The organism is Mangrovibacterium sp. (genome assembly GCF_041596335.1).
Lineage (GTDB): Bacteria > Bacteroidota > Bacteroidia > Bacteroidales > Prolixibacteraceae > Mangrovibacterium.
Map to the genome: position 1 here is coordinate 19,892 of NZ_JBFHIT010000007.1, position 24,691 is coordinate 44,582.

The 24,691-nt window shown below is 44.1% G+C and carries 17 protein-coding genes; 12 read left to right on the forward strand and 5 right to left on the reverse strand.

Annotation, left to right across the window (positions count from 1 at the left end; translation table 11 throughout):
- Positions 1 to 55: 55 nt before the first annotated feature.
- Positions 56 to 1,618, reverse strand: coding sequence for a sigma-54 interaction domain-containing protein (locus ABZD21_RS04315; RefSeq protein WP_372773148.1), 1,563 nt, complete (start codon positions 1,616 to 1,618; stop codon positions 56 to 58).
- 224 nt (positions 1,619 to 1,842) lie between these two features.
- Between ABZD21_RS04315 and ABZD21_RS04320 the strand changes: the two genes are divergently transcribed.
- Both ABZD21_RS04320 and ABZD21_RS04325 read left to right on the forward strand, forming a co-directional pair.
- The gene (locus ABZD21_RS04320) at positions 1,843 to 2,592 is read left to right on the forward strand and encodes a polyprenol monophosphomannose synthase (RefSeq protein ID WP_372773149.1); all 750 of its coding nucleotides are present in this window, start codon (positions 1,843 to 1,845) and stop codon (positions 2,590 to 2,592) included.
- A gap of 106 nt (positions 2,593 to 2,698) precedes the next feature.
- The gene (locus ABZD21_RS04325) at positions 2,699 to 4,042 is read left to right on the forward strand and encodes a dihydroorotase (RefSeq protein ID WP_372773151.1); all 1,344 of its coding nucleotides are present in this window, start codon (positions 2,699 to 2,701) and stop codon (positions 4,040 to 4,042) included.
- Positions 4,043 to 4,116: 74 nt separating this feature from the next.
- On the opposite strand, the gene ABZD21_RS04330 is transcribed toward ABZD21_RS04325, so the two are convergent.
- From ABZD21_RS04330 to ABZD21_RS04340, 3 genes are all read right to left on the reverse strand, one after another.
- Positions 4,117 to 4,749 (reverse strand): NAD(P)H-dependent oxidoreductase, encoded by a 633-nt coding sequence (locus ABZD21_RS04330; protein ID WP_372773152.1) that lies wholly within the window; start codon positions 4,747 to 4,749, stop codon positions 4,117 to 4,119.
- Between the two features lie 111 nt (positions 4,750 to 4,860).
- Entirely contained in the window at positions 4,861 to 5,730 is an 870-nt protein-coding gene (locus ABZD21_RS04335; protein WP_372773153.1) for a hypothetical protein, read from the reverse strand.
- Positions 5,731 to 6,100: 370 nt separating this feature from the next.
- Positions 6,101 to 6,442, reverse strand: coding sequence for a thioredoxin family protein (locus ABZD21_RS04340; RefSeq protein ID WP_372773154.1), 342 nt, complete (start codon positions 6,440 to 6,442; stop codon positions 6,101 to 6,103).
- Between the two features lie 203 nt (positions 6,443 to 6,645).
- Between ABZD21_RS04340 and mfd the strand changes: the two genes are divergently transcribed.
- Complete coding sequence (mfd, locus tag ABZD21_RS04345; RefSeq protein WP_372773156.1) at positions 6,646 to 9,969, forward strand: transcription-repair coupling factor; 3,324 nt, start codon at positions 6,646 to 6,648, stop codon at positions 9,967 to 9,969.
- Between the two features lie 473 nt (positions 9,970 to 10,442).
- Here mfd and ABZD21_RS04350 read toward each other — a convergent pair whose 3' ends face one another.
- Complete coding sequence (locus ABZD21_RS04350) at positions 10,443 to 11,273, reverse strand: ATPase (protein ID WP_372773157.1); 831 nt, start codon at positions 11,271 to 11,273, stop codon at positions 10,443 to 10,445.
- 307 nt (positions 11,274 to 11,580) lie between these two features.
- Here ABZD21_RS04350 and ABZD21_RS04355 point away from each other — a divergent pair, with 307 nt between their 5' ends.
- The 9 genes from ABZD21_RS04355 to ABZD21_RS04395 all read left to right on the forward strand — a co-directional run bounded on the left by ABZD21_RS04355 (position 11,581) and on the right by ABZD21_RS04395 (position 24,673).
- A complete protein-coding gene (locus tag ABZD21_RS04355; RefSeq protein WP_372773159.1) occupies positions 11,581 to 13,089 on the forward strand; it encodes a glycoside hydrolase family 10 protein in 1,509 nt (502 codons plus the stop codon).
- Positions 13,090 to 13,092: 3 nt separating this feature from the next.
- Positions 13,093 to 14,532: a glycosyltransferase family 2 protein gene (locus tag ABZD21_RS04360; RefSeq protein ID WP_372773161.1), complete on the forward strand. Its 1,440-nt coding sequence runs from the start codon at positions 13,093 to 13,095 to the stop codon at positions 14,530 to 14,532.
- A gap of 80 nt (positions 14,533 to 14,612) precedes the next feature.
- The gene (locus ABZD21_RS04365) at positions 14,613 to 15,569 is read left to right on the forward strand and encodes a DUF4922 domain-containing protein (protein WP_372773163.1); all 957 of its coding nucleotides are present in this window, start codon (positions 14,613 to 14,615) and stop codon (positions 15,567 to 15,569) included.
- An 86-nt stretch (positions 15,570 to 15,655) separates the two neighbouring features.
- Positions 15,656 to 16,987, forward strand: a complete 1,332-nt coding sequence (locus ABZD21_RS04370) for a SpoIID/LytB domain-containing protein (RefSeq protein WP_372773164.1) — start codon at positions 15,656 to 15,658, stop codon at positions 16,985 to 16,987.
- A 79-nt stretch (positions 16,988 to 17,066) separates the two neighbouring features.
- Complete coding sequence (locus ABZD21_RS04375) at positions 17,067 to 18,338, forward strand: MFS transporter (protein WP_372773166.1); 1,272 nt, start codon at positions 17,067 to 17,069, stop codon at positions 18,336 to 18,338.
- 216 nt (positions 18,339 to 18,554) lie between these two features.
- A complete protein-coding gene (locus ABZD21_RS04380; protein WP_372773168.1) occupies positions 18,555 to 21,053 on the forward strand; it encodes a TonB-dependent receptor domain-containing protein in 2,499 nt (832 codons plus the stop codon).
- Between the two features lie 514 nt (positions 21,054 to 21,567).
- Positions 21,568 to 22,518 carry a glycosyltransferase family A protein gene (locus ABZD21_RS04385; protein WP_372773169.1) on the forward strand — a complete coding sequence of 317 codons (951 nt, stop codon included), beginning with the start codon at positions 21,568 to 21,570 and terminating at the stop codon, positions 22,516 to 22,518.
- A gap of 58 nt (positions 22,519 to 22,576) precedes the next feature.
- Positions 22,577 to 23,749, forward strand: a complete 1,173-nt coding sequence (locus ABZD21_RS04390; RefSeq protein ID WP_372773170.1) for a glycosyltransferase family 4 protein — start codon at positions 22,577 to 22,579, stop codon at positions 23,747 to 23,749.
- A gap of 3 nt (positions 23,750 to 23,752) precedes the next feature.
- Positions 23,753 to 24,673: an ATP-grasp fold amidoligase family protein gene (locus tag ABZD21_RS04395; protein ID WP_372773172.1), complete on the forward strand. Its 921-nt coding sequence runs from the start codon at positions 23,753 to 23,755 to the stop codon at positions 24,671 to 24,673.
- The last annotated feature ends 18 nt before the right edge of the window (positions 24,674 to 24,691 follow it).

The following is a 24,691-nucleotide window of genomic DNA, read 5'->3' on the forward strand; positions in this document are numbered from 1 at the left end:
TATTTCTTTTAAAGGACGAAGGTAGAAAACAACGGGAAGGTCAGCAAACTTCAAATTACACTTTGAATCGCCAAGCATCAATTTCGTATTTCTTAACACGGGTTCCCAGCATCCGCTCGGTAACTTTCAATATTTCTGCAGCTTTGGCAATGTTTCCTTTCGTACTCGTCAACGCCTCCCTAATCAGCTGCTTCTCAACCTGTTCTACAGTATAGGTCAAACCGCCTTTTGCTTGTGTGTTCGACGAGTCGGCAGTCTGCAACGAAGGCGGTAAGTTATAGGCATGAATAACATCGTCGGTTGTTAGAATACATCCACGCTCAACACAGTTTTCCAATTCGCGAATATTACCGGGCCACGAATAAACCATCAGCATGTTCAATGCACTTGTGGTAATGCGTTTTACGCTTGTACCATTCCGTTTATTGAATTTTTCAATGAAGTGATCAACCAATAGCGGAATGTCATCGCGCCGCTCACGAAGCGGAGGTATATACAGCGGAAATACATTAATTCGGTAAAACAAATCTTCACGAAATTCACCTTTCTCGATCAAATCCTCCAAATTCCTGTTTGTGGCAGCCACGATCCGAACATCAACTTTAATGGTTTCCGTTCCGCCCAATCGTTCAAATTCACGTTCCTGCAAAATCCGTAAGATCTTCACCTGGGTTGAAAGCGGGATATCACCGATCTCATCTAAAAAGATGGTTCCGCCGTCAGCCAATTCGAAACGCCCTTTCCGGCGTGCATCCGCCCCGGTAAAAGCGCCCTTTTCATGGCCAAACAATTCGCTTTCGATCAACGTATCGGGCAAAGCCGAACAGTTTACCTTCACGAAATTGTTTTTCGCACGTTTACTGGTAAAGTGAATCGCGTCGGCAATCAACTCTTTACCAATACCGCTTTCCCCACGTATTAATACGGTTGAATTCGTTTCAGCAACCATATTTACTAACGAGTACACATCGCGCATCTTACCCGAGTTGCCAACAATATTTACAGGCCGGTGCTCTCCGGTGAGCTTACTTTGGAGTTCTTTATTCTTTTGACGGAGTACTTCCAACTCTTCCATTCGCTCTTGCTTTGAGCTTACTACCCGAGAGATTAGACTGCCGATTACCGACAAAAGGTATAAATTTTCATCCTTCGAGATAAACGGATTAAAAACACGAATCATACTTAGAGATCCGGTTACCTGACTACCCTCTATAATCGGAACACAAACGAAACTTAACTCTTCGCCATCTTTCGATTTTAATTCTTGTTGGGTTCTATTGAGGAACAAACTGGATTCGGATATCTTGTCGACAACGATCGGTCTGGCCAATTCAACCACCCGACCAATAATTCCTTCTCCCAAATCATATTTTCCCCGCGCCTGCTGCGCCGAGCTAAAACCATAGGCTGCTTCAATGTAAATCTTCGAGTTTTGTCGGTTGAAAATGGTCAGAAAACTACGCTCGGCTCCCATATACTTCACCAACAATTCCAATATAACCGACAAATCATTCTTCAACTCCTTACTTTGAATAAGGCGCTGACTGATTTCGGATAAAAGGGTTAATTCCTTTACGCCATAACATTCGTTCCCAGCTTTTCTACACTTGAATTCCATAGCCTCTTGCGTGAAAATATTTTCGTTTTGGTTTCTTTTAGATACAAAACTGACAACATTCGAGCAGTTTGCAACAAATATAATAACAATACATGACACTTTAACATTATCATAACACCGACAATTCCAATTCGTCAACACCTCATGCAAAATATCTGGAGACATAAGCGGCAGATTTCCTCAAAAAGATTATTTTCGCATAGTTCATAAAACAGAATCTGCACGTGGAAATAAATCTGGTAATCATCCCAACCTATAACGAGAAAGAAAACATTGAACGGATGATCCGTAAAGTTTTTTCGTTATCGACTCCTTTTGAAATCCTGATAATTGACGATAACTCTCCGGACAAAACAGCTGAAATTGTCAAGAAATTACAACTGGAATTTGACGGTCGACTTCATTTACTTGAACGTGAAGGTAAGCTTGGATTGGGGACTGCCTATCTCTCCGGATTTAGATATGCGATTGAACACAAAGCTGACTTCATTTTTGAAATGGATTGCGATTTTTCGCATAACCCTGAAGATCTCGAACAATTACTTAGCGCGTGCAAAAAACAGGGAGCCGATGTGGCGATCGGTTCGCGCTACATCAAAGGAATCAACGTCATTAACTGGCCGCTCGGCCGTGTATTGATGTCCTACTTCGCATCGGTTTACGTACGACTGATCACCGGCATGGAGATCATGGACACGACCGCTGGCTTTAAATGTTTCCGACGAACAGTGCTCGAAACAATTGATTTGAATGATATTCGGCTCAAAGGGTATGGTTTTCAGGTTGAGATGAAGTTTACGGCCTGGAAACATGGTTTTCAGTTGACTGAAGTTCCAATTATTTTTACGGACAGGCAGGAAGGCAGCTCGAAAATGAGCGGCGGAATTTTCAACGAAGCTCTTTGGGGTATCTTAAGAATGAAATTACGAAGTTGGTTTAAACACTTCGAACCGCAAAAAAACCAGCTTGCTTAGGCATTGCGGCAGCGGACATGAACAAAATACAGGTACAAATTGCTTAGAGCTGCAGAAATGTAGCTTTTTTGTTTTCAATTCGTAATTACAACTAAAACCATATCGTATGAAAAAGACCATCATCCACAACGCCGTAATCATCAACGAAGGAAAGCGTTTCCGGGGAGGTGTTGTCATCGAAGGCGAATTTATTTCCAAGATTTTTGAGGGAGAACTTCCTGAAACCATCGACCAATCAGCCAACCTGATAGACGCGGAGGAACGCTACCTGATTCCCGGAGCAATTGACGATCAGGTTCATTTTCGTGAACCAGGTCTCACCCATAAAGGCGACATTGCCACCGAATCGATGGCCGCACTGGCTGGTGGTGTTACGTCATACATGGAAATGCCCAACACCAATCCACAAACAACCACCCAGATTGAATTGGAGAAAAAATATGCCCGGGCGGCGGAAGTTTCAGCCGTGAACTACTCCTTCTACATGGGGGCAACGAACAGCAATTTGGACGAAGTTCTTAAAACCGATCCTTCTAAAGTTTGCGGCATAAAAGTATTTATGGGCTCGTCGACCGGAAATATGTTGGTAGACGACAAAGCGACATTGGCCGAAATCTTTAAAAACGCGCCGACATTGGTAGCTACCCATTGCGAAGACGAAGCGATCATCAAGAAGAATATCGAAATCTACCGCCAAAAGTACGGTGAGATTGTTCCCATCTCACGCCATCCAAAAATCAGAAGCGCTGAAGCCTGCTACAAATCATCGTCTCAGGCCGTTGAGCTAGCTTCGAAATACGATACCCGCTTACATGTGCTGCATATTTCATCGGCAAAAGAAATGGCTCTATTCAAAGCCGGACCGGTAAGCGAAAAAAAGATTACAGCCGAAGTTTGTGTTCATCACCTTTGGTTTGACGAGCGAGACTATATTGACTACGGTACCCGCATTAAATGGAATCCGGCGATAAAGTCGGTTGAGGACAAAGAAGCACTGTGGGAGGCCTTGCTTGCCGACAAAATTGATGTTATTGCCACCGACCATGCGCCGCACACCCTCGACGAGAAATCGCATCCGTATTTCAAAGCTCCGTCAGGCGGACCGCTTGTACAACACTCTGTTACTGCCATGTTCGAATTTGTACACCAGGAGAAGATTACCGCGGAAAGAGTAGTCGACAAAATGTGCCATGCACCGGCCGATTTATTCCGCATTGATCGCCGTGGTTATATCCGCGAGGGTTATTATGCCGATCTGGTACTCGTTAATCCGGAAAAAAGCTGGGTTGTTTGCCCCGAGAACATTATCTATAAATGTGGTTGGTCGCCATTCGAAGGAACGACATTTCATAGCCAGGTTTCGAAAACATTTATAAACGGACAACTGGCCTACGATCGGGGACACATAGAAAAAGACATTCGCGGAAAAAGACTTGAATTCTGCTACTAAAAAACAGAAAGTCCGGACAGAAACTCGTTCCGGACTTTTTGCTTTTTATCGGGATAGGGGTTAGTGATCGCTAATTAAATATTGATAAACAGCTCTTCGGCTGGCAACCGAACTTTTTTCGATTTCGCCAAGCGGTCGTTCTCCTCATCACGATAGCCAATCGCCAACATCACAACACTTTTCAGTCCTCTATCGGCTAGCCCAAGTACCTTGTCCATTTCCAATTTATCAAAGCCCTCCATCGGTGTTGAATCAATTCCGATCGCAGCTGCAGCAACCGACCCGACGCCCATTGCGATATAAGCCTGACAGGCCAGCCAGCTTTCAATCTGCCCGGAGTTTTCAGCCCTTTCGACATAACCGTTAACCATGCCTTTAAAATCACCCAACGATTCTAAATTCAGCTGCCGGGTTTCAGCCATCAACGCCAAATAATTGTCAACAAATTCAGGTTTTACCTTTTCCCAAACCGCAAAAACAAGCAAATGTGAACTTTCCAAAATCTGGGGTTGCAGACAAGCCTTTTTACTTATTCTCTGTTTCACAGTTTCATCTTCAACTACCAACACCCGAAATGGCTGTAAGCCAAGCGACGTAGGCGCCAAACGTACAGCTTCCAAAATGACATCCAATTTCTCTTTCGGTACCTTCCCTCCATTCATCCTCTTTGCGGCATAACGCCAGTTCAACACATCCAACACTTCCATTTTCTTCTATTTACTGTTTTATATTTTCTAGTTGTAACTGTTTCCTGTAAACGGGCAGCTACTAAAAACAAAAAGGTGCGAAAACCGCACCTTCTTTCAATTTTTTTTCCATTAGTTTACCTGGATAATCAGGAACTTTGAGGTTTCCCAGAATTCCTTCGGCTTATCAATCACCAACGCGTCAACCCGTTCTTCACCCTCAAAATGGTACGATCCGGCAGGATGAGTGGTTACCAACTTGGCACGCTTGGCAAGGATCTCCAGACGCAGGAAATCCCGAATATCAATCTCAGTAAAATACGACTGATTAAAATCTTCCTTCATCTTCAAACTTCTACCTAACCCTAAAAACCCGCCATCTTTCTCAACCAGGTCATTGGCAATCAATTCCTTTTGAGATCCAAATGCATAATAAGCCGTATTTATAGCAATTGTTTGATAATCAATTAAATTCGATTTTTCCAGCAAAGCCTCATCTTTTCGCATGCTTTCGCCCGACATCTCCTCAATTCGGCTGTTCAAACCAGCAATATCCATATTCATTTTCTGAATTTCAGCGTTGAGACTTGCAATTTCCGAATCTTTCTGTTCAACCTGACGCTTTAGTACGTCGATCGCCCGCTGTAGTTCAGCAACTTTCGAATTAGACGACCCAAGTTGCTTCTGAAGCTTGTTAATCAAGGCCCTATTTTGCTTCATCAATTGGTGAATAATCTCAATATCACTCAAAATATGATCCTTATCACTCAGTTTCCCTTCGCTAACTTTGCCCGATTCAATCCGAACAATTTCTTCCATTTGTTTAATTGAATCAAGATTTTCCTGAATTTCTGTCATGACCGAAACAAAGCTGATAATAGCTGAGTCCTTCTCCACGGCAGCCTGTGCAAGACTGTCCTGGGTAGCCTGCATTCGATCAATTTTTCCCTGTTGACATGATACCAACGCAAGTACAACGGCAACAAACACTAACTTTTTCATACGTATAGCCTGTTTAATTTAGATCAAAGTTATATGCTTTTCAGAATTTAAAAACAATTTCAATTGTTTTTTATGTACAGATCTTAAATTAGGTCGACTCTCGTTTATGGCGAATTGTATACATCTCATTATCTGCCTGTTAAAACCAACTAAATTACTTTGCTATAAAAACAAGCATTTCTAAAACTCAACATAGGCTGGTTAAAGGTTCAACTACCTGACAACATCGAACAGCAGGCCAATTTTCAATACCGAACTAATGCCGGCCAAACGAAAGGCTGACTCAATGGACAGCCAATTCGATCTTTTGCCTGTTGAACCGAACCTAATGCAAACTTCTGCAATCAACGAAAAGTCGCTCCAACTACTCTCACAGCAGTTTGTCGTTCAATATTTTACCAATTTGTTCTTTATTTTGAATACTACTCGTTGCATGTACGAGCTTTCCGTTTTTGTAATAAACAACAAATGGCAAACCCATGAAATTACGACATTCCGGAGCGTTGCGGATGACCGCTGCATCGGGAATATCAAACTCCATATCAGCAAAAACGACCTGCTTGTATTCGTCTTCCAGTTCTGTCATGGCAGCATAGACCGGAATGCACATTGGTCCCATCCGACCACAGCAGATCATCACATTCTCATTTTCCGAAATTAGCTTCTCGTGCTCTGCCGACGATAAAACATGTTTTAAATTGGTGTGCAGCATGATTAATTGAATTTTATATGTAAATATATTGATACCTCAACACGTATCCCAATGTTTGGTTCATTCTCTTGTGTGTTTTTTTTGATCTTTAGTTCACTAAGGCTGAATAGCAATTCCAAACAAACCAAAGAACCGGGTCATAGCCAACAAAATGGCCGTAGCCGAAAACAAATTTGTATCTTTGCCGCCAAAAATTACTCATTTTGGACTTATTCGAATTTCGCAAAAATTACCGGGAGAATCCCCTATTCCAAACCGTATTGGAAAGTCTGAAATCTCCACAGGCAAAAATTCACCTTCGGGGAATGGTTGGCTCGCTTAAAACGGTTTTTGGTTCCGTAATGGCCGAAAACCAACAGAACGTTTCGGTTTACATTCTGAACGACAAAGAAGAAGCTGCCTACTTTTACGACGATTTGAATAATCTGCAAACCAAAGGAGCAGTTTTATTTTTCCCGGGGTCATACAAACGATCCATCCATAACGAACAGTTTGAGCAGGAAAACATCATATTGCGAACTGAAGTGCTCAACCAGATCAGGGAAGGCAACCCGGCAAGCATTGTCACCTATCCGGAGGCTCTTGTTGAGAAAGTAATTTCGGGAGATACACTGGCATCGCATAGTTTTGCGGTAAAAAAAGGAGACAAGCTATCGATCGACTTCCTAAATGATGTGCTGTACGAGTATGGTTTCGAGCGCGTGGATTTTGTGTGCGAGCCTGGACAGTATTCAATCCGCGGCAGCTTGGTCGACATTTATTCGTTCTCGAATGAAGATCCTTACCGACTTGATTTCTTTGGCGACGATGTTGACAGCCTGCGAAGTTTCGACATCGAAACTCAGATCTCGAAGGAACAACTGACCAAAATTGTTATCATCCCCAATATTCAAAGTGGACTCGATGATGAGAAACGCGATCATTTTCTGCGGTTCATTCCGAAGGAAAGTCTTTTATTTGTTCACGACCTGACTTTACTGACCGACCTCATTCAAAGCCAGTATGAGGAGAACATGAGTTCCGACAATTTCACAGAAGAACTGCAGCAGCGCATTACATCGGGCGAAGAATTCAGGGAAGCAGCCCTTCAGTTTAGCTTGATTGCAACCGGAAGCAATGCGGGTTTTCAGGCCGATAAAATAATTGAATACAGCAGCTCACCTCAACCAGTTTTCAACAAAAACTTTCAGCTGCTGGCCGAAAACATGCAGCAAAACATTCACGACAATTATAAAAACTACATTCTGTCGGGCAGCGACAAACAGATTGAACGACTGAAAGCCATTTTCAATGATCAAGGCCTGAATGTTCGTTTCACCGATTTGAAGCTCACCCTACATGAAGGCTTTATCGACCACGATCTTAAAATTTGTTGCTACACCGATCATCAAATCTTCGAGCGCTATCATCGCTTTCAGGTGAAAAGCAGAAAAGAGCAGCGACAAAGTATCACCATAAAAGAATTGAACAAACTGCATCCGGGCGACTATGTTGTACACATCGACCATGGGATTGGGAAATTTGCCGGGCTGGTGAAAACTGAAGTCAACGGCAAACTGCAGGAAGCGATCCGGCTCACCTATCGCGACAACGATGTATTGTTGGTTAGTATTCATTCGCTGCACCGCATATCGAAATACAAAGGTAAAGAAGGGCTGGAGCCGAAGATTAACAAACTTGGCGGCGGAGCATGGCAAAAGCTAAAGGAACGCACCAAAAATAAGGTGAAAGATATTGCCCGCGAACTGATTGCCTTGTACGCCAAACGCCGTCAGGAAAAAGGATTTGCATTCACCCCCGACTCTTACTTGCAAACCGAATTGGAAGCATCATTCATTTTTGAGGATACCCCCGACCAGGAGAAAACCACCCAGGCGGTGAAAGAGGATATGGAACGCCATATTCCGATGGATCGCCTGGTTTGTGGCGATGTTGGCTTTGGAAAAACCGAAATTGCTGTTCGTGCGGCATTCAAGGCTGCAACCGATAGTAAACAAGCTGCTGTTTTAGTTCCCACAACCATTTTGGCGCTTCAACATTACAAAACCTTCTCCGACCGCTTGAATGATTTCCCGGTAAAAGTGGAATACATCAGTCGACTAAGGCCAGCCGCCGAGGTGAAGAGAATTCTGAAAGAGGTTGAAGCCGGAAATGTCGATATTTTGATCGGAACCCACCGCTTAATTGGGAAAGATGTAAAATTTAAAGACCTGGGGCTACTGATCGTGGACGAAGAGCAGAAGTTCGGGGTGAGTGTAAAAGAAAAACTGAAGCAGTTAAAAGTGAATGTTGACACGCTGACCCTGACTGCTACGCCAATTCCGCGAACGTTGCAATTCTCGTTGATGGGCGCCCGCGATTTGTCGATCATTCAAACACCTCCGCCAAACCGATACCCGATTGTTACCGAGCTACACGGGTTCAACGAAGACTTGATTCGTGACGCGATTAATTACGAATTGGCCCGAAACGGACAGGTTTTCTTTATTCACAACCGGGTTCAAAATATTTATGAGGTTGAAGCCACCATTCAGCGAATTGTGCCGGGCGTAAAAACAGCCGTTGGTCACGGACAAATGGAAGGTCCAAAGCTCGAAAAAATCATGCTCGACTTTATCAATGGCGAACAAGATGTTTTAATTGCGACAACGATCATCGAGTCCGGACTGGACATTCCAAATGCCAACACCATAATTATAAATCATGCCGAGAATTTTGGGTTGAGCGATTTGCACCAGTTACGCGGACGGGTTGGCCGTTCAAATAAAAAAGCGTTCTGCTATTTGCTCACTCCGCCGTTATCGCTGGTGAGTACCGAAGCCCGGAAGCGACTGCAAGCCATCGAAGAATTCTCGGACTTGGGGAGCGGCTTCAACATTGCCATGCGCGACCTCGATATTCGGGGAGCCGGCGATTTGCTGGGCGCCGAACAAAGCGGGTTTATCGCCGATATTGGCTACGAAACCTATCACCGTATCCTGAATGAAGCCATTCAGGAGTTGAAACAAACTGAATACAAAGATTTGTTCGAAGAAGAACAAACAGCGGCTGCCGGTAAAGCATTCCTTCAAAATAAATTTATTAACGACTGTCAGATCGATACGGATATGGAACTGCTTTTTCCCGATGGCTATATCCAAAGCGTTTCGGAGCGTATGTTGCTTTACCGCGAGCTCGACAGCATGGAAACCGAGGAAAACCTGCAACAGTTTGAAGCCAGCCTGACCGACCGTTTTGGAAAACTCCCACCTGCCAGTATTGAGTTGCTGGAAGTGGTTCGTTTGCGTTGGGTCGCCATTGAGTTGGGAATTGAACGCATCATTCTGAAAAACAAAAAAATGATCTGCTATTTTATTTCCGACCAGCAATCGCCCTATTACCAATCGGAAGCATTTACCAAGGTACTGAACTTTGTACAGCATAATCCCGGCAAATGCCGTATGAAAGAGAAACTGAACAAACTTAGCCTCAACTTCGAACAGGTTAATTCGATCTCCAAAGCCAAGTCAATCCTCTCTGAAATTTAACCAAACACCTAGACAACAAGCTCTATTTCAATAGCTAAAAACATTTTTATTATGTTTCTAGTAATTATTCTATCGAAATAGTTCGAAATTAAATCCAACCTACTGTATTTGTGGTAGAAAATAAATTTGAAGAGATGGATTTGATTCAATTAACCTAAGCAGAAGAGCAAGTGATACAATACGTATGAAAACTGAAGGAAGCAGTTGTCAAAGACGTAGTTGATCAGTTCGACGAACCGAAACCGGCCTACACAACGGTCGCAACCGTTCTTAACAAGAAGACTGATCCCCCGGCAAACAACGCGGCAAACCTGTACCCGCTTACTTTGCTGTAGCGATTGAATTCTAACTAAAAGCTTGTCACGAAACCAAGTCTTTCGTGACAAGCTTTTACCCCACTCTCCCGTGAATTCAATGCGACTTTAAAACCAACATTCATTTTAACGGGAGAATTAAACAAACGGCGTTCTTCCTTATCGATGATAGCCAAGCAACGCTTCGATCGGCTCCTTCAGGATGCTCCCCAATTTTAATCCTTCCTTTTCCAGCTCCGATTTTAAAATCGCCTGAAAATGAAAGGCAACAGAACCGACAAAGTTCACTGGCAGATTTCGGGATTCCGGCATCTGCAGGATATTTCGTTGAATAAAGGCCTTAAATTGATTCCGAAGCAAATCCAGACAATACGGATGTTCCGCTTCGTCACTCAGGAAGCCGGAAAACGAAGCTAAATATTGATTGGGTTTAGCAGTACGATAAACACGCTCCAACACGGCATCCTTCTCCGGGGCATATTTCCGAAAGAACTTCGTCTTCAAATCCGCGGGCATTAAGCCTTTAAAATAATCGCCCAATAGTTGCCTGCCCAAAACAGCGCCACTGCCCTCGTCGCCCAGAATATATCCCATCGGCGGGATGCCACTAACAACCTGTTCGCCATCGAAGTAGCAGGCGTTCGAACCGGTTCCAAGGATACAAACGATGCCCGGATTTTGGCCACATGCAGCACGTGCCGCGCCCAACACATCGCTAGCAATCTCACATTTAACTTCACCAAAAATGGCCACCAAAGCCTTTTTTATAACGGCAGCCTTTTCGGCATTAACAATGCCTGCTCCGTAAAAGTAAATCGCTTCAACCGGCAAGTGTTGCTGATCGAATAACGGAGTCAACTCCGCCAAAATGTCCTCGGTCGTTCGAAAAAAAGGATTTATTCCCGCGCTTTGAAAGCTTCGTGTCTCTCCAAAATCATCAGCAATCAACCAATCCGTTTTTGTCGAACCACTGTCTGCAACTAAAATCATAAGTTTCCATCTTTTAGTGAAAAGTAGTTCAAAGTTAAGCACACAAACCAAGTTCGCTCTCGTTTATGGCGAATAAAATAATTCACAGCTCGTTTTCAGCACGTTCGTTTCCTGTTGCAATTAGGTTGAACCCCATTTAAAAACCCGGTCCACCTTTCGGTTGCAGAAAACAAGTTGGCCGAAACCGCAATTGGTATGTTCCAAAAGAAAATTTTCATCAAACTATTAGCGATCTGATTTTTTTGTTGTTTTTTCGTAAAAAAGAAAAGCACATCAGATCTGTTTAATCATTAACAAGTTCAATTCAATGCGACGTCATCCCCTGATTTTATTTTTCAGCCTGCTATTTCTAACCGGATTTTCACAAAGTTCGTCAATCCCCAAATATGAGTTCAGAGCGGCTTGGGTGGCAACAGTCAACAACATCGACTGGCCTTCGAAACCTGGACTAAGCGTTCAGCAACAAAAGACTGAAGCGATCGAGCTTCTCAATCTAATGGACAAAAACGGGCTGAATGCGGTTATCCTGCAAATTCGCCCAGCAGCCGACGCCTTTTTCCCGTCGCAACTTGAGCCTTGGTCGCGCTACCTGACTGGAACACCCGGGGAGGATCCCGGCTATGACCCGTTGAAATTCTGGATCGATGAAGCACACAAGCGACAAATGGAATTCCATGCCTGGTTCAACCCATTTCGAGTCGCCCAACGAGCCGACGAACCGCTCTCTTCGTCTCATATCGCTTTTAATCAGCCCGAATGGATTATCAAATACGGAGGTAAATTGTATTTCAATCCGGCGCTCGAAGAAACCCGGCAGTTTATTGCCAAAGTGGTGAAAGAAGTGGTTGCCAACTACGATATCGATGCGGTTCATTTTGACGATTATTTCTATCCCTACCCTGTAGCCGGAGAGGTATTTCCCGACCTGAACCAGTTTGCGGCTAATCCTCGGCAATTTCGCCCTGACCAGCTCGCTGATTGGCGGCGCGACAACGTCGATCAAACCATCCAATTGCTATCGAAAACCATCAAAGAGACAAAACCTTGGGTCAAATTCGGCATCAGTCCGTTTGGCGTGTGGCGAAACGCCGACAAAGACGCCCGTGGCTCAAAGACCAAAGCCGGGGTTACAAATTACGATGATCTGTACGCCGACATTTTAAAATGGCTGCAAAACGGCTGGATCGACTATGTTACTCCGCAAATTTACTGGCAGATCGGTCACACTGCGGCAGACTATAAAACCCTTATTGACTGGTGGGCCGAAAACAGTTTCAACCGCGATGTGTATATTGGTCACGCATTGTACAAAATAGATGCGAATTCGAGCACTCCCGAATGGACTCAGCCCGATCAGCTGCCAAAACAAATTCAATTAACGCGCACAACCCCGGCAATTCATGGAAGCGCCTTTTACAGTGTCATCCATCTGAAACGAAACCTACTTGGACTTCAAGATAAATTACAAAATCAATTGTATCCATTGCCGGCATTGTCTCCTACAATGCCCTGGATTGACTATACTCCGCCAAAACCGCCATTAAAATTCAAAAAACGAGGACGAAAACTGAAGTGGGAGAAACCGGAATTCAACCACCCGATGGACGAAGCAACCCGCTATATTGTATACAAAAACAAAGTTGGCGCGAAGTTGAATGAAGCCGACGTGCAGTCGATTTATGCCATCACCGGTTTGTCTGAAATACGGATTGAAAAGCGAAAGAGCAAGAAAGAAAAGTACGAGTTTCGTGTGACGGCACTCGATCGTTTAAATAATGAAAGCCCGGCCACAAAGCCGGCAGCAGTAAAATGGTAATTTATGAAAACAGATAGTTTTATTGCCTGGTGCGGCCAGGAAAACACCCAACAAATTGTCGATCAGCTCCGCCAATCCGACCAAATGGCCAACATTTTTGTGCTGTCTCCTAATCCCGTTCAACTAGCCAATGCCTCATTCATTCAGGTTGAAGATCTTTTTTCAACTCAAACTATGAAAACCATTGCTGAGCACACGCAATCCGACTATGCCTTGCTATTGTTGCAAAACAAGTGGGTCAATACGGGTCAATACGGGGTAGAACGACTGCTGCAGATAGCCGAAAATACTGAGGCCGCCATGCTCTATGCCGATTACTACGAAAAAAAAACAGAGCAGCTGGACGCTCACCCGGTTATTGACTACCAGGCAGGTAGTCTTCGCGACGATTTCAATTTTGGCCCGGCACAGCTTTACCGGGCCGATGTGTTAAAAACCTTTGAGGCAGCCGTAACCGCCAACTGGCAACATGCCGGATATTACGCGCTGCGATTGCTGGCTTCGCGTATGGGCGAACTGGTACGCGTACCTGAGTTGCTTTTTACCATGGCCGAAACCGACACCCGCCAATCGGGTGAAAAACAGTTCGACTACGTGAAAAGTACAGCGCGCGAACGCCAGATTGAAATGGAGCAGGCTTGCACGGTACATTTGCAAAAAATTGGTGCCTTTCTGAAACCAAACTTCACGGAAGTTGATTTCGAGAACGATTTTCCGGTAGAAGCAACGGTGGTCATCCCGGTTCGGAACCGGATTAAAACCATTAAAGATGCGGTTGATTCGGTGCTTTCGCAACAGTGCAATTTCAAATTCAACTTAATTATTGTCGACAACCACTCGACTGATGGCACAACCGAACTGCTGCAATCGTATACCGACGATCGCTTGATCCATGTATGCCCGCAACGTTCCGATCTGGGGATTGGAGGATGCTGGAACGAGGCGGTTTTTCACGCGCAATGTGGCCGTTTCGCCATTCAACTCGATAGCGACGATTTGTATTACGACAACACAAGCTTGCAAAAAATAGTTGATAAGTTTCACGAAGAAAATTGCGCCATGGTTATTGGCTCATACCAAATGTGCAACTTCATGCTCGAAGAAATCCCTCCCGGCGTGATCGATCATCGGGAATGGACACCTGAAAACGGGCCCAACAATGCACTGCGCATCAATGGATTGGGTGCACCACGCGCATTTTACACACCAATCTTCCGCAGCATTCGAATCCCAAATACCAGTTACGGCGAAGACTATGCCATGGGACTGGCCATTTCCAGAACATGGAAAATCGGACGGATTTACGATCCAATTTACCGCTGCCGTCGTTGGGAAGACAACTCGGATGCCTCGCTCAGTATTGTAAAGCAGAACGCGCACAACAGCTATAAAGATTCGTTGCGAACGTTCGAATTAAAAGCGAGGATGAAAAAGTTAAAATGATCAGTCGCGAAATTCAGTAATTCGTCCTATTTATAACCGCTGTTTTCTATGGAGGGAAACAACAACCCAAAACCTGTAAGTTGAATTTTCAAACAAACATACACGAACTAATCCGGCAGCAAAAATCGGAATGGAAGCTAGCCGGAACAAATTATAACGCGTTAGCTAAAATTGAAAAGCGAAGTTTCAACTTTGACGATTTTCAAATTATTGCGCAGTTCAACCCAGAGCGAATTCGATCAACCGGTGCGCGGACAGACCATTCGGCTATTAGCCAACGTCCGTGTTTTTTATGTAAAAAGAACCGACCGGATGAACAAGTCGGCATCAATTTTCGTGGCCACTATGAAATCCTGATCAATCCTTTCCCGATTTTCGACCAACATCTCACCATTCCTGGTTACGACCATGAACCTCAACAGCTCAGCGGTCGTTTGGCCGACATGCTAGATTTGGCGGAAGAATTAACCGATTTCACCCTTTTTTACAACGGCCCAAAATGTGGAGCTTCAGCACCCGACCATTTTCATTTCCAAGCCGGCCAGCGGAAAAAGATGCCCATAGAATTAGAAATGGCAAGGCAAGCAGTAAAAGCCGATGTGCTTATCGATCGTCCATCGATCCGTATTTTGGCGATCGGGAATAGTTATCTGCGCAAAGTCATTTTCTTCCAATCCAAATCGAAAGCCGAGCTTTCGGCAACAGTGGAACAGGTTATCAAGCTCATGGAGTCGGAGTCGCCTGCTGAAGAACCGATGATGAATGTGCTCGCCAATTTTGAAGCCGGAAGTTGGCAGGTTCTGCTCTTTCCGCGCGAAAAACAACGCCCGCGCCAGTATTTCCTGACCGATGAAAATCAGATCCTCATGAGTCCGGCATCAGTTGAAATGGGCGGATTGGTCGTTCTACCCCGAGCAGAAGATTTTGCAAAACTGTCGAACGAGGATTTGTCCGACATCTATCGGCAGGTGACACTGAATGATACGGCATTTGAGACGCTAAGAAACAAAATCAGGCATCAATTCGGCCGCCAATAAATCGCAAAGACACGACGAATTTGCTTCCTGACATTCGATCTAAAATAAGTACAAGAATCAAGAACCGCTACCAGAAACCAGCAAAAATGAATCAACAGCCCGAAATACAGGTCGGTATCATGGCCGAAAAAACAATTCAGTTTCAACTGCAAGGAAGCTACCAATTACCAACCGGATTCAACGGTAAAGTATTCACGATCGCTGTGGAAGACAATCAGTTGCAGCTTACCGATGAGTCGGGATATAAAAACAAAGGCGATGAATTTGGGTTCGTCGCTTCCGGAGCTGCCGATTCTTTTCTTCTGAAAGAGGTTACCATCGGCATCAATTTTCATTGGGAGCAAAAGCAAGATCAGCAGTTTCGCGGCAGTTTAAAACTGGTATTGGAAGACGGGAAAGTTCGTGCCATCAATCGGGTTCCGCTCGAAGAATATTTACGCTCCGTAATATCGTCGGAAATGAGTGCGACAAGTTCGCCCGAGTTACTAAAGGCTCACGCGGTGATTTCGCGCAGCTGGCTGATGGCACAAATTATTAAAAGCAAGAAACTGAAAAGCGAAACAACGCCCTACCAAACCTGCACCGAGAACGAGCACGAACGAGTCCGCTGGTACGACCGCGAAGACCATCGCCTGTTTGATGTCTGTGCCGATGATCATTGCCAACGCTACCAAGGAATTACAAAGATAATTAGCGAAAAAGCCAATGCGGCAATCGATGCAACTTTGGGCGAATTTCTGGTGGCTGACGGCGAGATTTGCGATGCCCGTTTTTCGAAATGCTGCGGTGGCATATCCGAAAATTTCGAACATGTCTGGGAGCCGGTCTATCATCGCTACCTCAGTAAAATTGTCGACTCGGACGAAGCGGCAACCACCTGTGTTGATCTGCGACACGAAGACGAGGCCGAAAGCTGGATTCGAACTTCACCCGGAGCATTTTGCAATACCACCAACCAACAGATTTTGTCGCAGGTTCTCCCCGATTTCGATCAGAAAACACCTGATTTTTACCGCTGGAAAGTTGACTATAGGCAAGCAGAACTTTCAACCTTAATTCACAAGCGGTCAGGGATAGATTTTGGAGAAATTATTTCCCTGCAAGCATTAAAAAGAGGGCATTCGGGTCGCATAATTCAACTTAAAATTACTGGTACCAAAAGAACCATGACCATTGGCAAAGAGCTGGAAATTCGCCGGGCATTATCGTCCAGCCATTTGTACAGTGCTGCTTTTGTGGTCGATCATCTGGATATCCAAAAAGGTATTCCGCAACACTTCACCCTCATCGGAGCCGGCTGGGGGCATGGTGTTGGCTTGTGCCAAATTGGGGCAGCGGTCATGGGTGAAAAAGGTTATAACTACAAGCAAATCCTGGCTCATTATTTTGTGGGAACCGAGTTGGTGGTACACTATTGAACCAAACAGAATTAACCAACTGTTGACCGACTTTTTATTTTTACTAATTTAATGCCCCCAAACTGACCGACTAAGAACAATGAACAAAACCACCCGAAGCCCCTGGGCCTGGATTCCATCCTTATATTTTGCTGAAGGACTACCATATGTTTTCGTGATGACCGTCTCGGTGATTATGTACAAACGAATGGAAATCTCAAATACCGATATCGCACTATATACCAGCTGGTTGTACCTCCCCTGGGTCATCAAGCCATTCTGGAGTCCGCTGGTGGATATATTGCGAACCAAACGATTTTGGATTGTAGGCATGCAACTGCTCACAGGAGGTGCATTGGCAGGGGTGGCCTTCACCCTCCCGCTAAACAATTTCTTTCAATATAGCTTAGCGTTTTTATGGCTTATGGCGTTCAGCTCTGCTACGCACGACATTGCCGCCGATGGCTTCTATATGCTGGGCTTATCCAATCGCGATCAAGCCTTTTTTGTTGGAATCCGGAATACCTTCTACCGTCTTGCCATGCTAGCCGGACAGGGACCATTGGTAATTCTCGCCGGACACTTCGAGGAAATCAGTGAGAAAACATCAACCGCCTGGAGCATTACCTTTTTCATTTTTGCGGGCTTATTTGCAGCGTTCTTTTTGTACCACTTTATTTTTCTGCCAGTTCCGGCCTCCGATAAAAAACGAACAAACCAAAGTGTTGCTGAAATTCTGCACAACTTTGGTGAAACCTTCCGTTCGTTTTTTGTGAAAGAAGGAATTGGAGTTGCCTTATTGTTTTTGTTGTTCTTCCGCTTCGGCGAAGCACAGCTATCGAAGTTGGCCTCGCCATTTTTATTGGACGATCTGGCAGAAGGAGGTCTTGCTCTGAGCACGAGCGAAATTGGATTTATTTACGGAACAGCAGGCATCATCGCGCTAACAATCGGAGGAATACTCGGAGGCATTGTGGTGTCGCGCCACGGCCTGAAACGCTGGCTCTGGCCGATGATTATCGCCATGAATTTCCCAAATGTTGCCTATGTTGTACTGGCAGCTACTCAAAGTCAGAATTTGTTTGTGATTACATCGGCTGTAATCTGGGAGCAACTGGGCTATGGTTTCGGATTTACCGCTTACATGTTATACATGATCCAACTGGCTGATGGCGAACACAAAACAGCCCACTATGCGCTTTGCACGGGGTTCATGGCCTTAGGGATGATGCTGCCCGGAATGCTTTCAGGATGGATTGAAGACCAGGTGGGTTACCTCAATTTCTTTATTTGGGTAATGTTCTGCACCGTTCCCGGATTCGCGATCGCTCCGTTTCTGAAAATTGACCCCGAATTTGGACTCAAACAATAGGACACAAAAAGCCGTCTGAATGCCGCTCGTTTTCCTAAAAATTGACCTGATTGAGCGATTTACACATATTAACAAGAATACGTGAATTCGGATTAAACCAGGATCGGCTTGGAATGTCTTAGTAGGTGTTAACGATTTTTTGAAATCCACAGGTAAATGAAAAAGAGAAAGAACGATCCGCGATGGACGCCGAACCTGTGATAAAAGCAATTAGACATGTACAAGAAAAGAATTTTGTGGTTGGGATTTTTGGCGCTGGTATTTCTTCATCTTCAAGCCATTGCAGATACTCCATTAAAAAGATCAGACCCTACGCCAACACCATCACCAAAATCCGTCATCAAAGGTAAAGTGGTCGAAAAAGACTCTAACACTCCAATGGAATATGCCAATATTTCCATTTATAACAGTGCCGATTCTTCTCTTGTTTCAGGAGGAATTACAAACCCGCAGGGCGAATTCACCCTTGAGAAACTGAATTCCGGAACCTACTATGTTGAAGCGAATTTTATCGGTTTCAATAAAACCCGGATTAACAATATCCGGATTGGTACCGACCGAAAAGAAATCAACCTGGGTGTGATCTACCTGGAAGCTTCGCGCCAGCAAATCACAGGCATTGAAGTTGTTGCCGAAAAAGCCCGGGTTGAATACAAAGTTGACAAGAAAGTGATCAACGTATCGCAAGATATTAATGCGGCAGGCGGAACGGCGGTTGATGTTTTGGAAAACACGCCATCAGTTCAGGTTGATATTGAAGGAAATGTAACCCTGCGCGGATCGTCGAGCTTCACCGTTTTTATCGACGGCCGACCAACAGCATTGAGCGGAAGCGACGCTTTGCAGCAAATTCCGGCGTCGGCACTCGAAAATATTGAGATCATCACCAATCCATCTGCCAAGTACGACCCCGATGGAATGGCGGGAATCATTAATCTGGTGATGAAAAAAAACGTACTATCGGGCTTCGATGGAATCGTCAATGCCTCTGCAAGCAGCAACGAAAGCCGAAGCATGGATCTGACCCTAAATCATAAAAATAAAAAACGCCAACTAACTTTTGGATTCGACACCGACAATCGCCTTTTTAACAGTGATCAGGAATCGACACGGGAAACTTTTTATGATGACCGCACAGAGTACATGACTTCGAATGGCGAGCGGAATTTCAACCGGCATGGATTTAAGTTTAAAGGGGGACTCGACCTATACCTGACCGACAAAACCACCTTAGGTTTTGTTGCCAATGCCGGAAAGTACGGTTTCGACTCGAGTACTGACATCAATAACATCTACCAAACCATATACAACGGACAAACAACCGGAGACAACCGATATACCGTTGAATTGGAGGAGTCCGACCGAAACCGAAAATTCGTGGATGCCAGCGTGAATTTCCTGCATAAATACAATGCTGAAGGAACCCATAAATTGGAAGGAATGTTCTATTTCAGAAACCGCACGGGTGACGATCTGGAGTTTCAATCTGAAGTTCAAGCGAATGAAAACTTCGTTCGTGGATCGATTTACGATTTGCAGGTGCGCACGACAGAGGGGGAAGAATCGCAGGACTACCGTGCTAAACTGGACTACACCAAGCCACTTGGAGAAACCGGAAAACTGGAAGCAGGTTATCAAAGTCGGATCCGCAGGGAAACAGAGGACTACCTCTTTGAAAACTTCGACACCGATATACAGGAATGGATAAATAACCCTGATTTTACAAGTTCAATGGATTTCAAACGGGACATCCATGCCATTTATTCAACCTACTCGAACAAAATTGGACGGTTTGAAGCGATGGGCGGACTTCGCGGAGAATATACCAACCGGGAAATAAAGCACACTGGTACAAATATGAATTACAAGCTAGATCGTTTCGACTGGTTCCCTTCGCTTCACACGTCATACGAAATATTCATCAATACGCAATTAATGGCTAGTTACAGTCGTAGGATTGACCGCCCCGGTGGCCGCGATCTGGATCCTTTCCCTAGTTATTTGAATCAGTACACCATTCGAATTGGCAACCCCGACCTGAAACCCGAATACACCAATTCGTTTGACTTGAGCGTGATGCAAAGATTTGGAAAATCATTCATCTCACTCGACGGCTTTTACCGGGAAACCAGCAACGTTATTTCACGCATTAGTGAGTTGGGCGACGATGGCATCTTGTATCAAACAAGTGCCAATGTTAGTCAGGACAAATCAACCGGCGCCGAGTTAATGTTGAATCTGGATCTAACCAAATGGTTGTTATTAAATACCAGTCTTTCGGTGTACAATTACAAACTGCAAGGCGAAGTTTTAGGGGAATATATCGACAAAGAGAGCACCAACTTCGACGGCCGGATGAATGCGACCGTGAAATTTTCGTCGACTGCCAGAATGCAGCTAATGGGAATGTATCGGGGGCCGTCAGTATCGGCACAAGGCGACCAGAAAGGATCATTCTACTCCAACATTTCGTACCGACAAGAATTCATGAATCGGAAACTGACAGCTACCGTGAGTGTTCAGGACATTTTGGGAACCGCCTCGTGGAAAGGAAATAGTAACGGAACGAGCTTTAATTCAACTTATAACTTCAAGCACGAACCACGGGTGATTCAATTAGCCTTGAGCTTCAAAATAAATAACTACAAGATGGACAACGGCCGATCTGGCTCTGATGACACCAACGAAATAGAATTTGATCAGGGAGGCTTTTAAGCTTCCAACAATTAGGGTAAATCTTCTCCAGGAGGAACTGCAAGCGGTTCCTCCTTTTTTTTGCCCATGCATATTGATTGTAAACCTCGATGTCATGGAGCAGAACAGCCTCCAAAGCCTTTAAAAAGTACCAATTTACATATCCCCAAACTCTTATTCATCACCGCCTTAAATCTTAGATATATTCCAGACAATCAGGCACTTTGCCTCAAGATCACAAATTGTTCGGCATCAGCAAATGCGAACCCAACATATTTTGATAAGCAACTATTTTTATTCTATACAACATAACAAGCCGTGTTGCTTATTTACTTCAAAGTCAAGATCTTTATAAGACAGCCTTCTTTAAGCATTGAACGATTCTTTCTTCTGTGAGAGAAGCGGCGAAGCCTTAAGAGTTATAAAAGTTTCAAATTCACACCTGCCAGTTTCATTTTTTAATTCTACTGAACAAAAAAAAGGGCATTGCATTCCTTTAACTCTCAATTTGAGAGAAACCAGACCAAAGGCTACTATGACAAAAAAAACACCGGTTTTACTGATCATTTTCAACCGACCTAATCTTGCTGAGAAAGTATTGGATGTTATCCGCCAATATCAACCAGATCAGTTGTATATCGCATCGGACGGTGCACGAAAGCATATCGCCGGCGAAGAAGAGCTCGTGAAAAAGACACGTGAACTCGTCTTAGGTTCGGTTGATTGGGACTGCAACGTCAACACCCTGTTTCAGGATGAAAATCTGGGGTGTGGCCCGGGACCTGCGACAGCAATTAGTTGGCTGTTTTCGCATGAACAGCAAGGAATTATTCTGGAGGATGATTGCATTCCGCAACCGGATTTTTTTGAATACTGTCATTACCTGCTGAACAAATATGCAGACAATCATCGTGTTTGGTTGATCTCGGGCCGATCGGCTTACCCGAATAGTAAGTACTTTAAAGATCGTGACTACATTTTCAGCACCCAAACAGAAACCTGGGGATGGGCAACATGGAAAAGAAGCTGGGACAAATTCGATCCGTTAATGAACACCTGGCCAGACTTTTATAAGCAAGGCGGGTTTAAAAACATTCAGTTTTCGAAAGTGGCGGGCATGTATCTCAACTGGAGATTCAAAGCACATTACAAGCAAGCGAACTTAAAAGATCATGTTTGGGATTTTCAGTTTTACTTTAGCATGAACGCAAACGGTGGACTGGGAATAATTCCGGCAAAAAACCTGATCGAGAACGTTGGTTACGAAGGCACCCACTTTTCAGGCATTACCCATTCGCAAAAACTGAAGTCGCAGAATGGCTATAAAATACAGCGCGAGCCTGCAGTCGTATTACCCGATCGGAATTACGAGATTCATCGTTTCTACGACAAAATACGGATTAAGCTAATTAACTTTTTAACTCGCAAACTCAGAAACGCATACACCAATACGACCGGAATAATTCCGATCAAAAAACAGCGATAGCTTTTTGAAATAAATTTTCCGAAGAATTCGCGCGATTCCGGAATGAAAGGTATTCTAAATGAAGAAAAAAATTCTTTTTTTAAGTCCGCTACCCCCTCCAATATACGGTAGTAATCTGTCCAGTCTTACCTGCTTAAAGGTCATTCAACAACATCCTAATTTTGAGGTCAAAAATATTCAGTTGAATCATCCGGCGAAATTTATTGATCTGAATAAAATTACACTTGGAAAACTGTTTGGAGGTCTGATTTTAATTGGGAAAACACTCGCTGCAGTCAACAGGTTTAAACCCGATTTAATCTACATTATGCCATCAACCGGTGGTTTTTCATTTATCCGTGACTTTGGAGCAGCATTAACCTTTAAACTACTTAACCAACGCGTTATTTATCATCTGAGAACCCAACTGTGCGACGGTGATCTAAATAACGGGGTTAAGTCATTTATCTTAAAAAACGCCTTCAAAGATTCGGCGGCAATCGTGCTAGGGAAGGAATTAATGGAAGGGGTCAACAAATATATCCCCGCTGAGCAAATTAAAATTCTACCAAACGCAATCAGAAAAACGCTCTCCGACGGGGAGTTTCAATCGATTCAAAAGGAAAGGCTAAAAACTCCAAAGCTTCGGTTACTATTCTTGTCGAATATGATTAAAGAAAAGGGATGGCCCCAAGCCATTGAGACCGCCCGAATTTTGAAAGACAGAGACTGCGATTTCGATATGACCTTCGCCGGTAGCTGGCCTTCCCGTGCTGAAGAAATTGAATTTCAGACACTCGTTGAAGAATATGGCTTACAGGAATTTGTGCGTCATATCGGGTTTATAAAAGGCAAAAAGAAGCAGACGACTCTTGCTCAATCAGATCTGTTAATTTTTCCGACTGCGTATCGATACGAAGCCCTACCGAGGGTTATTATTGAAGCCATGGAGTACGGATTGCCGGTGATCGCTAATTCCACAGCAGCCATTCCAAGTACAATTGTCGATGCGTATACCGGGTTCTTATTAGTTGAAAATACACCCCAAGAAATTGTTGAAAAGATAGACCTCATGCATTCAAAGCAAAAAATAGCTGAAATGGGACGAAATGCAAGGCAACGTTATGCAGACCACTACGAATTGGAGATTCTCCGAAAAAGTTTTATTAGCATTTTAAATGATCAGCTTCATGGGCAACCAAACGGATCAGCAGTTAATGGCTCGCAGGCTGTCAGAACCAACAATACCTAGGATATGAAAGATTTCATTTTGAAAGCGCTTCGCAAAACAACATCCGACAAACTGTACTACCAATGCAGGTACTTATTCAAACACGGAGAGTTGCTAAACTTAAATCATCCCACGACCTTTAACGCTAAGCTAATTTGGTTGAATTTATACGACCGAAAGCCCGAATATGCCTATTTTGTTGACAAATACACTGCTCGTGAATACATTCGCAGGCGCATTGGAGAGCAATACCTCAACGATCTCTATGGCGTATACGATCGTGTTGATGCCATTGATTTCTCAAAATTGCCAGACTCCTTCGTTCTGAAAGCGACACATGGCTCGGGCTGGGTGATTGTTTGTAACGACAAAAGCAAACTGGACGTTGAAGCCGCCAGAAGGGAAATGAATTCATGGTTAAACCAGAACTTCTACGATTTATATGGCGAATGGGTTTACAAAGACTTAAAGCCCCGGATTATCTGTGAGAAATTCCTTCACAATAAAAATGAATCCGGATTGACTGATTACAAGTTCTATTGCTTTCACGGGATCCCTCGTTTCGTTCAGGTAGACATGGATCGGGGTACAAACCATACCCGTACTTATTTCGATTTATTTTGGAAAAGAATTCACTTTGAGCTAGGCGGGTGCCCGGCACGAGACGAAGAAATTCCATGTCCGGAAACCTTTGACGAAATGCTCCGCATTGTGCGGATTTTATGCCATGGATTTAAGTTTATCCGGGTTGATCTGTACGAAGTAGAAGGACAGCTTATTTTTGGCGAACTAACGCTTTTCTCCGGAAATGGGATGTTAAATTTCTCGCCAAAATCGTTCGACACAAAAATCGGATCATGTTTGAAAATTGAGGAAACAGAAACACTGGAAGAACAGGCCGTGAGAGTTTGTAATTCTATTTATAAGAAAAGCGACACCAAATGATGTCGCTTTTTTTCGAAA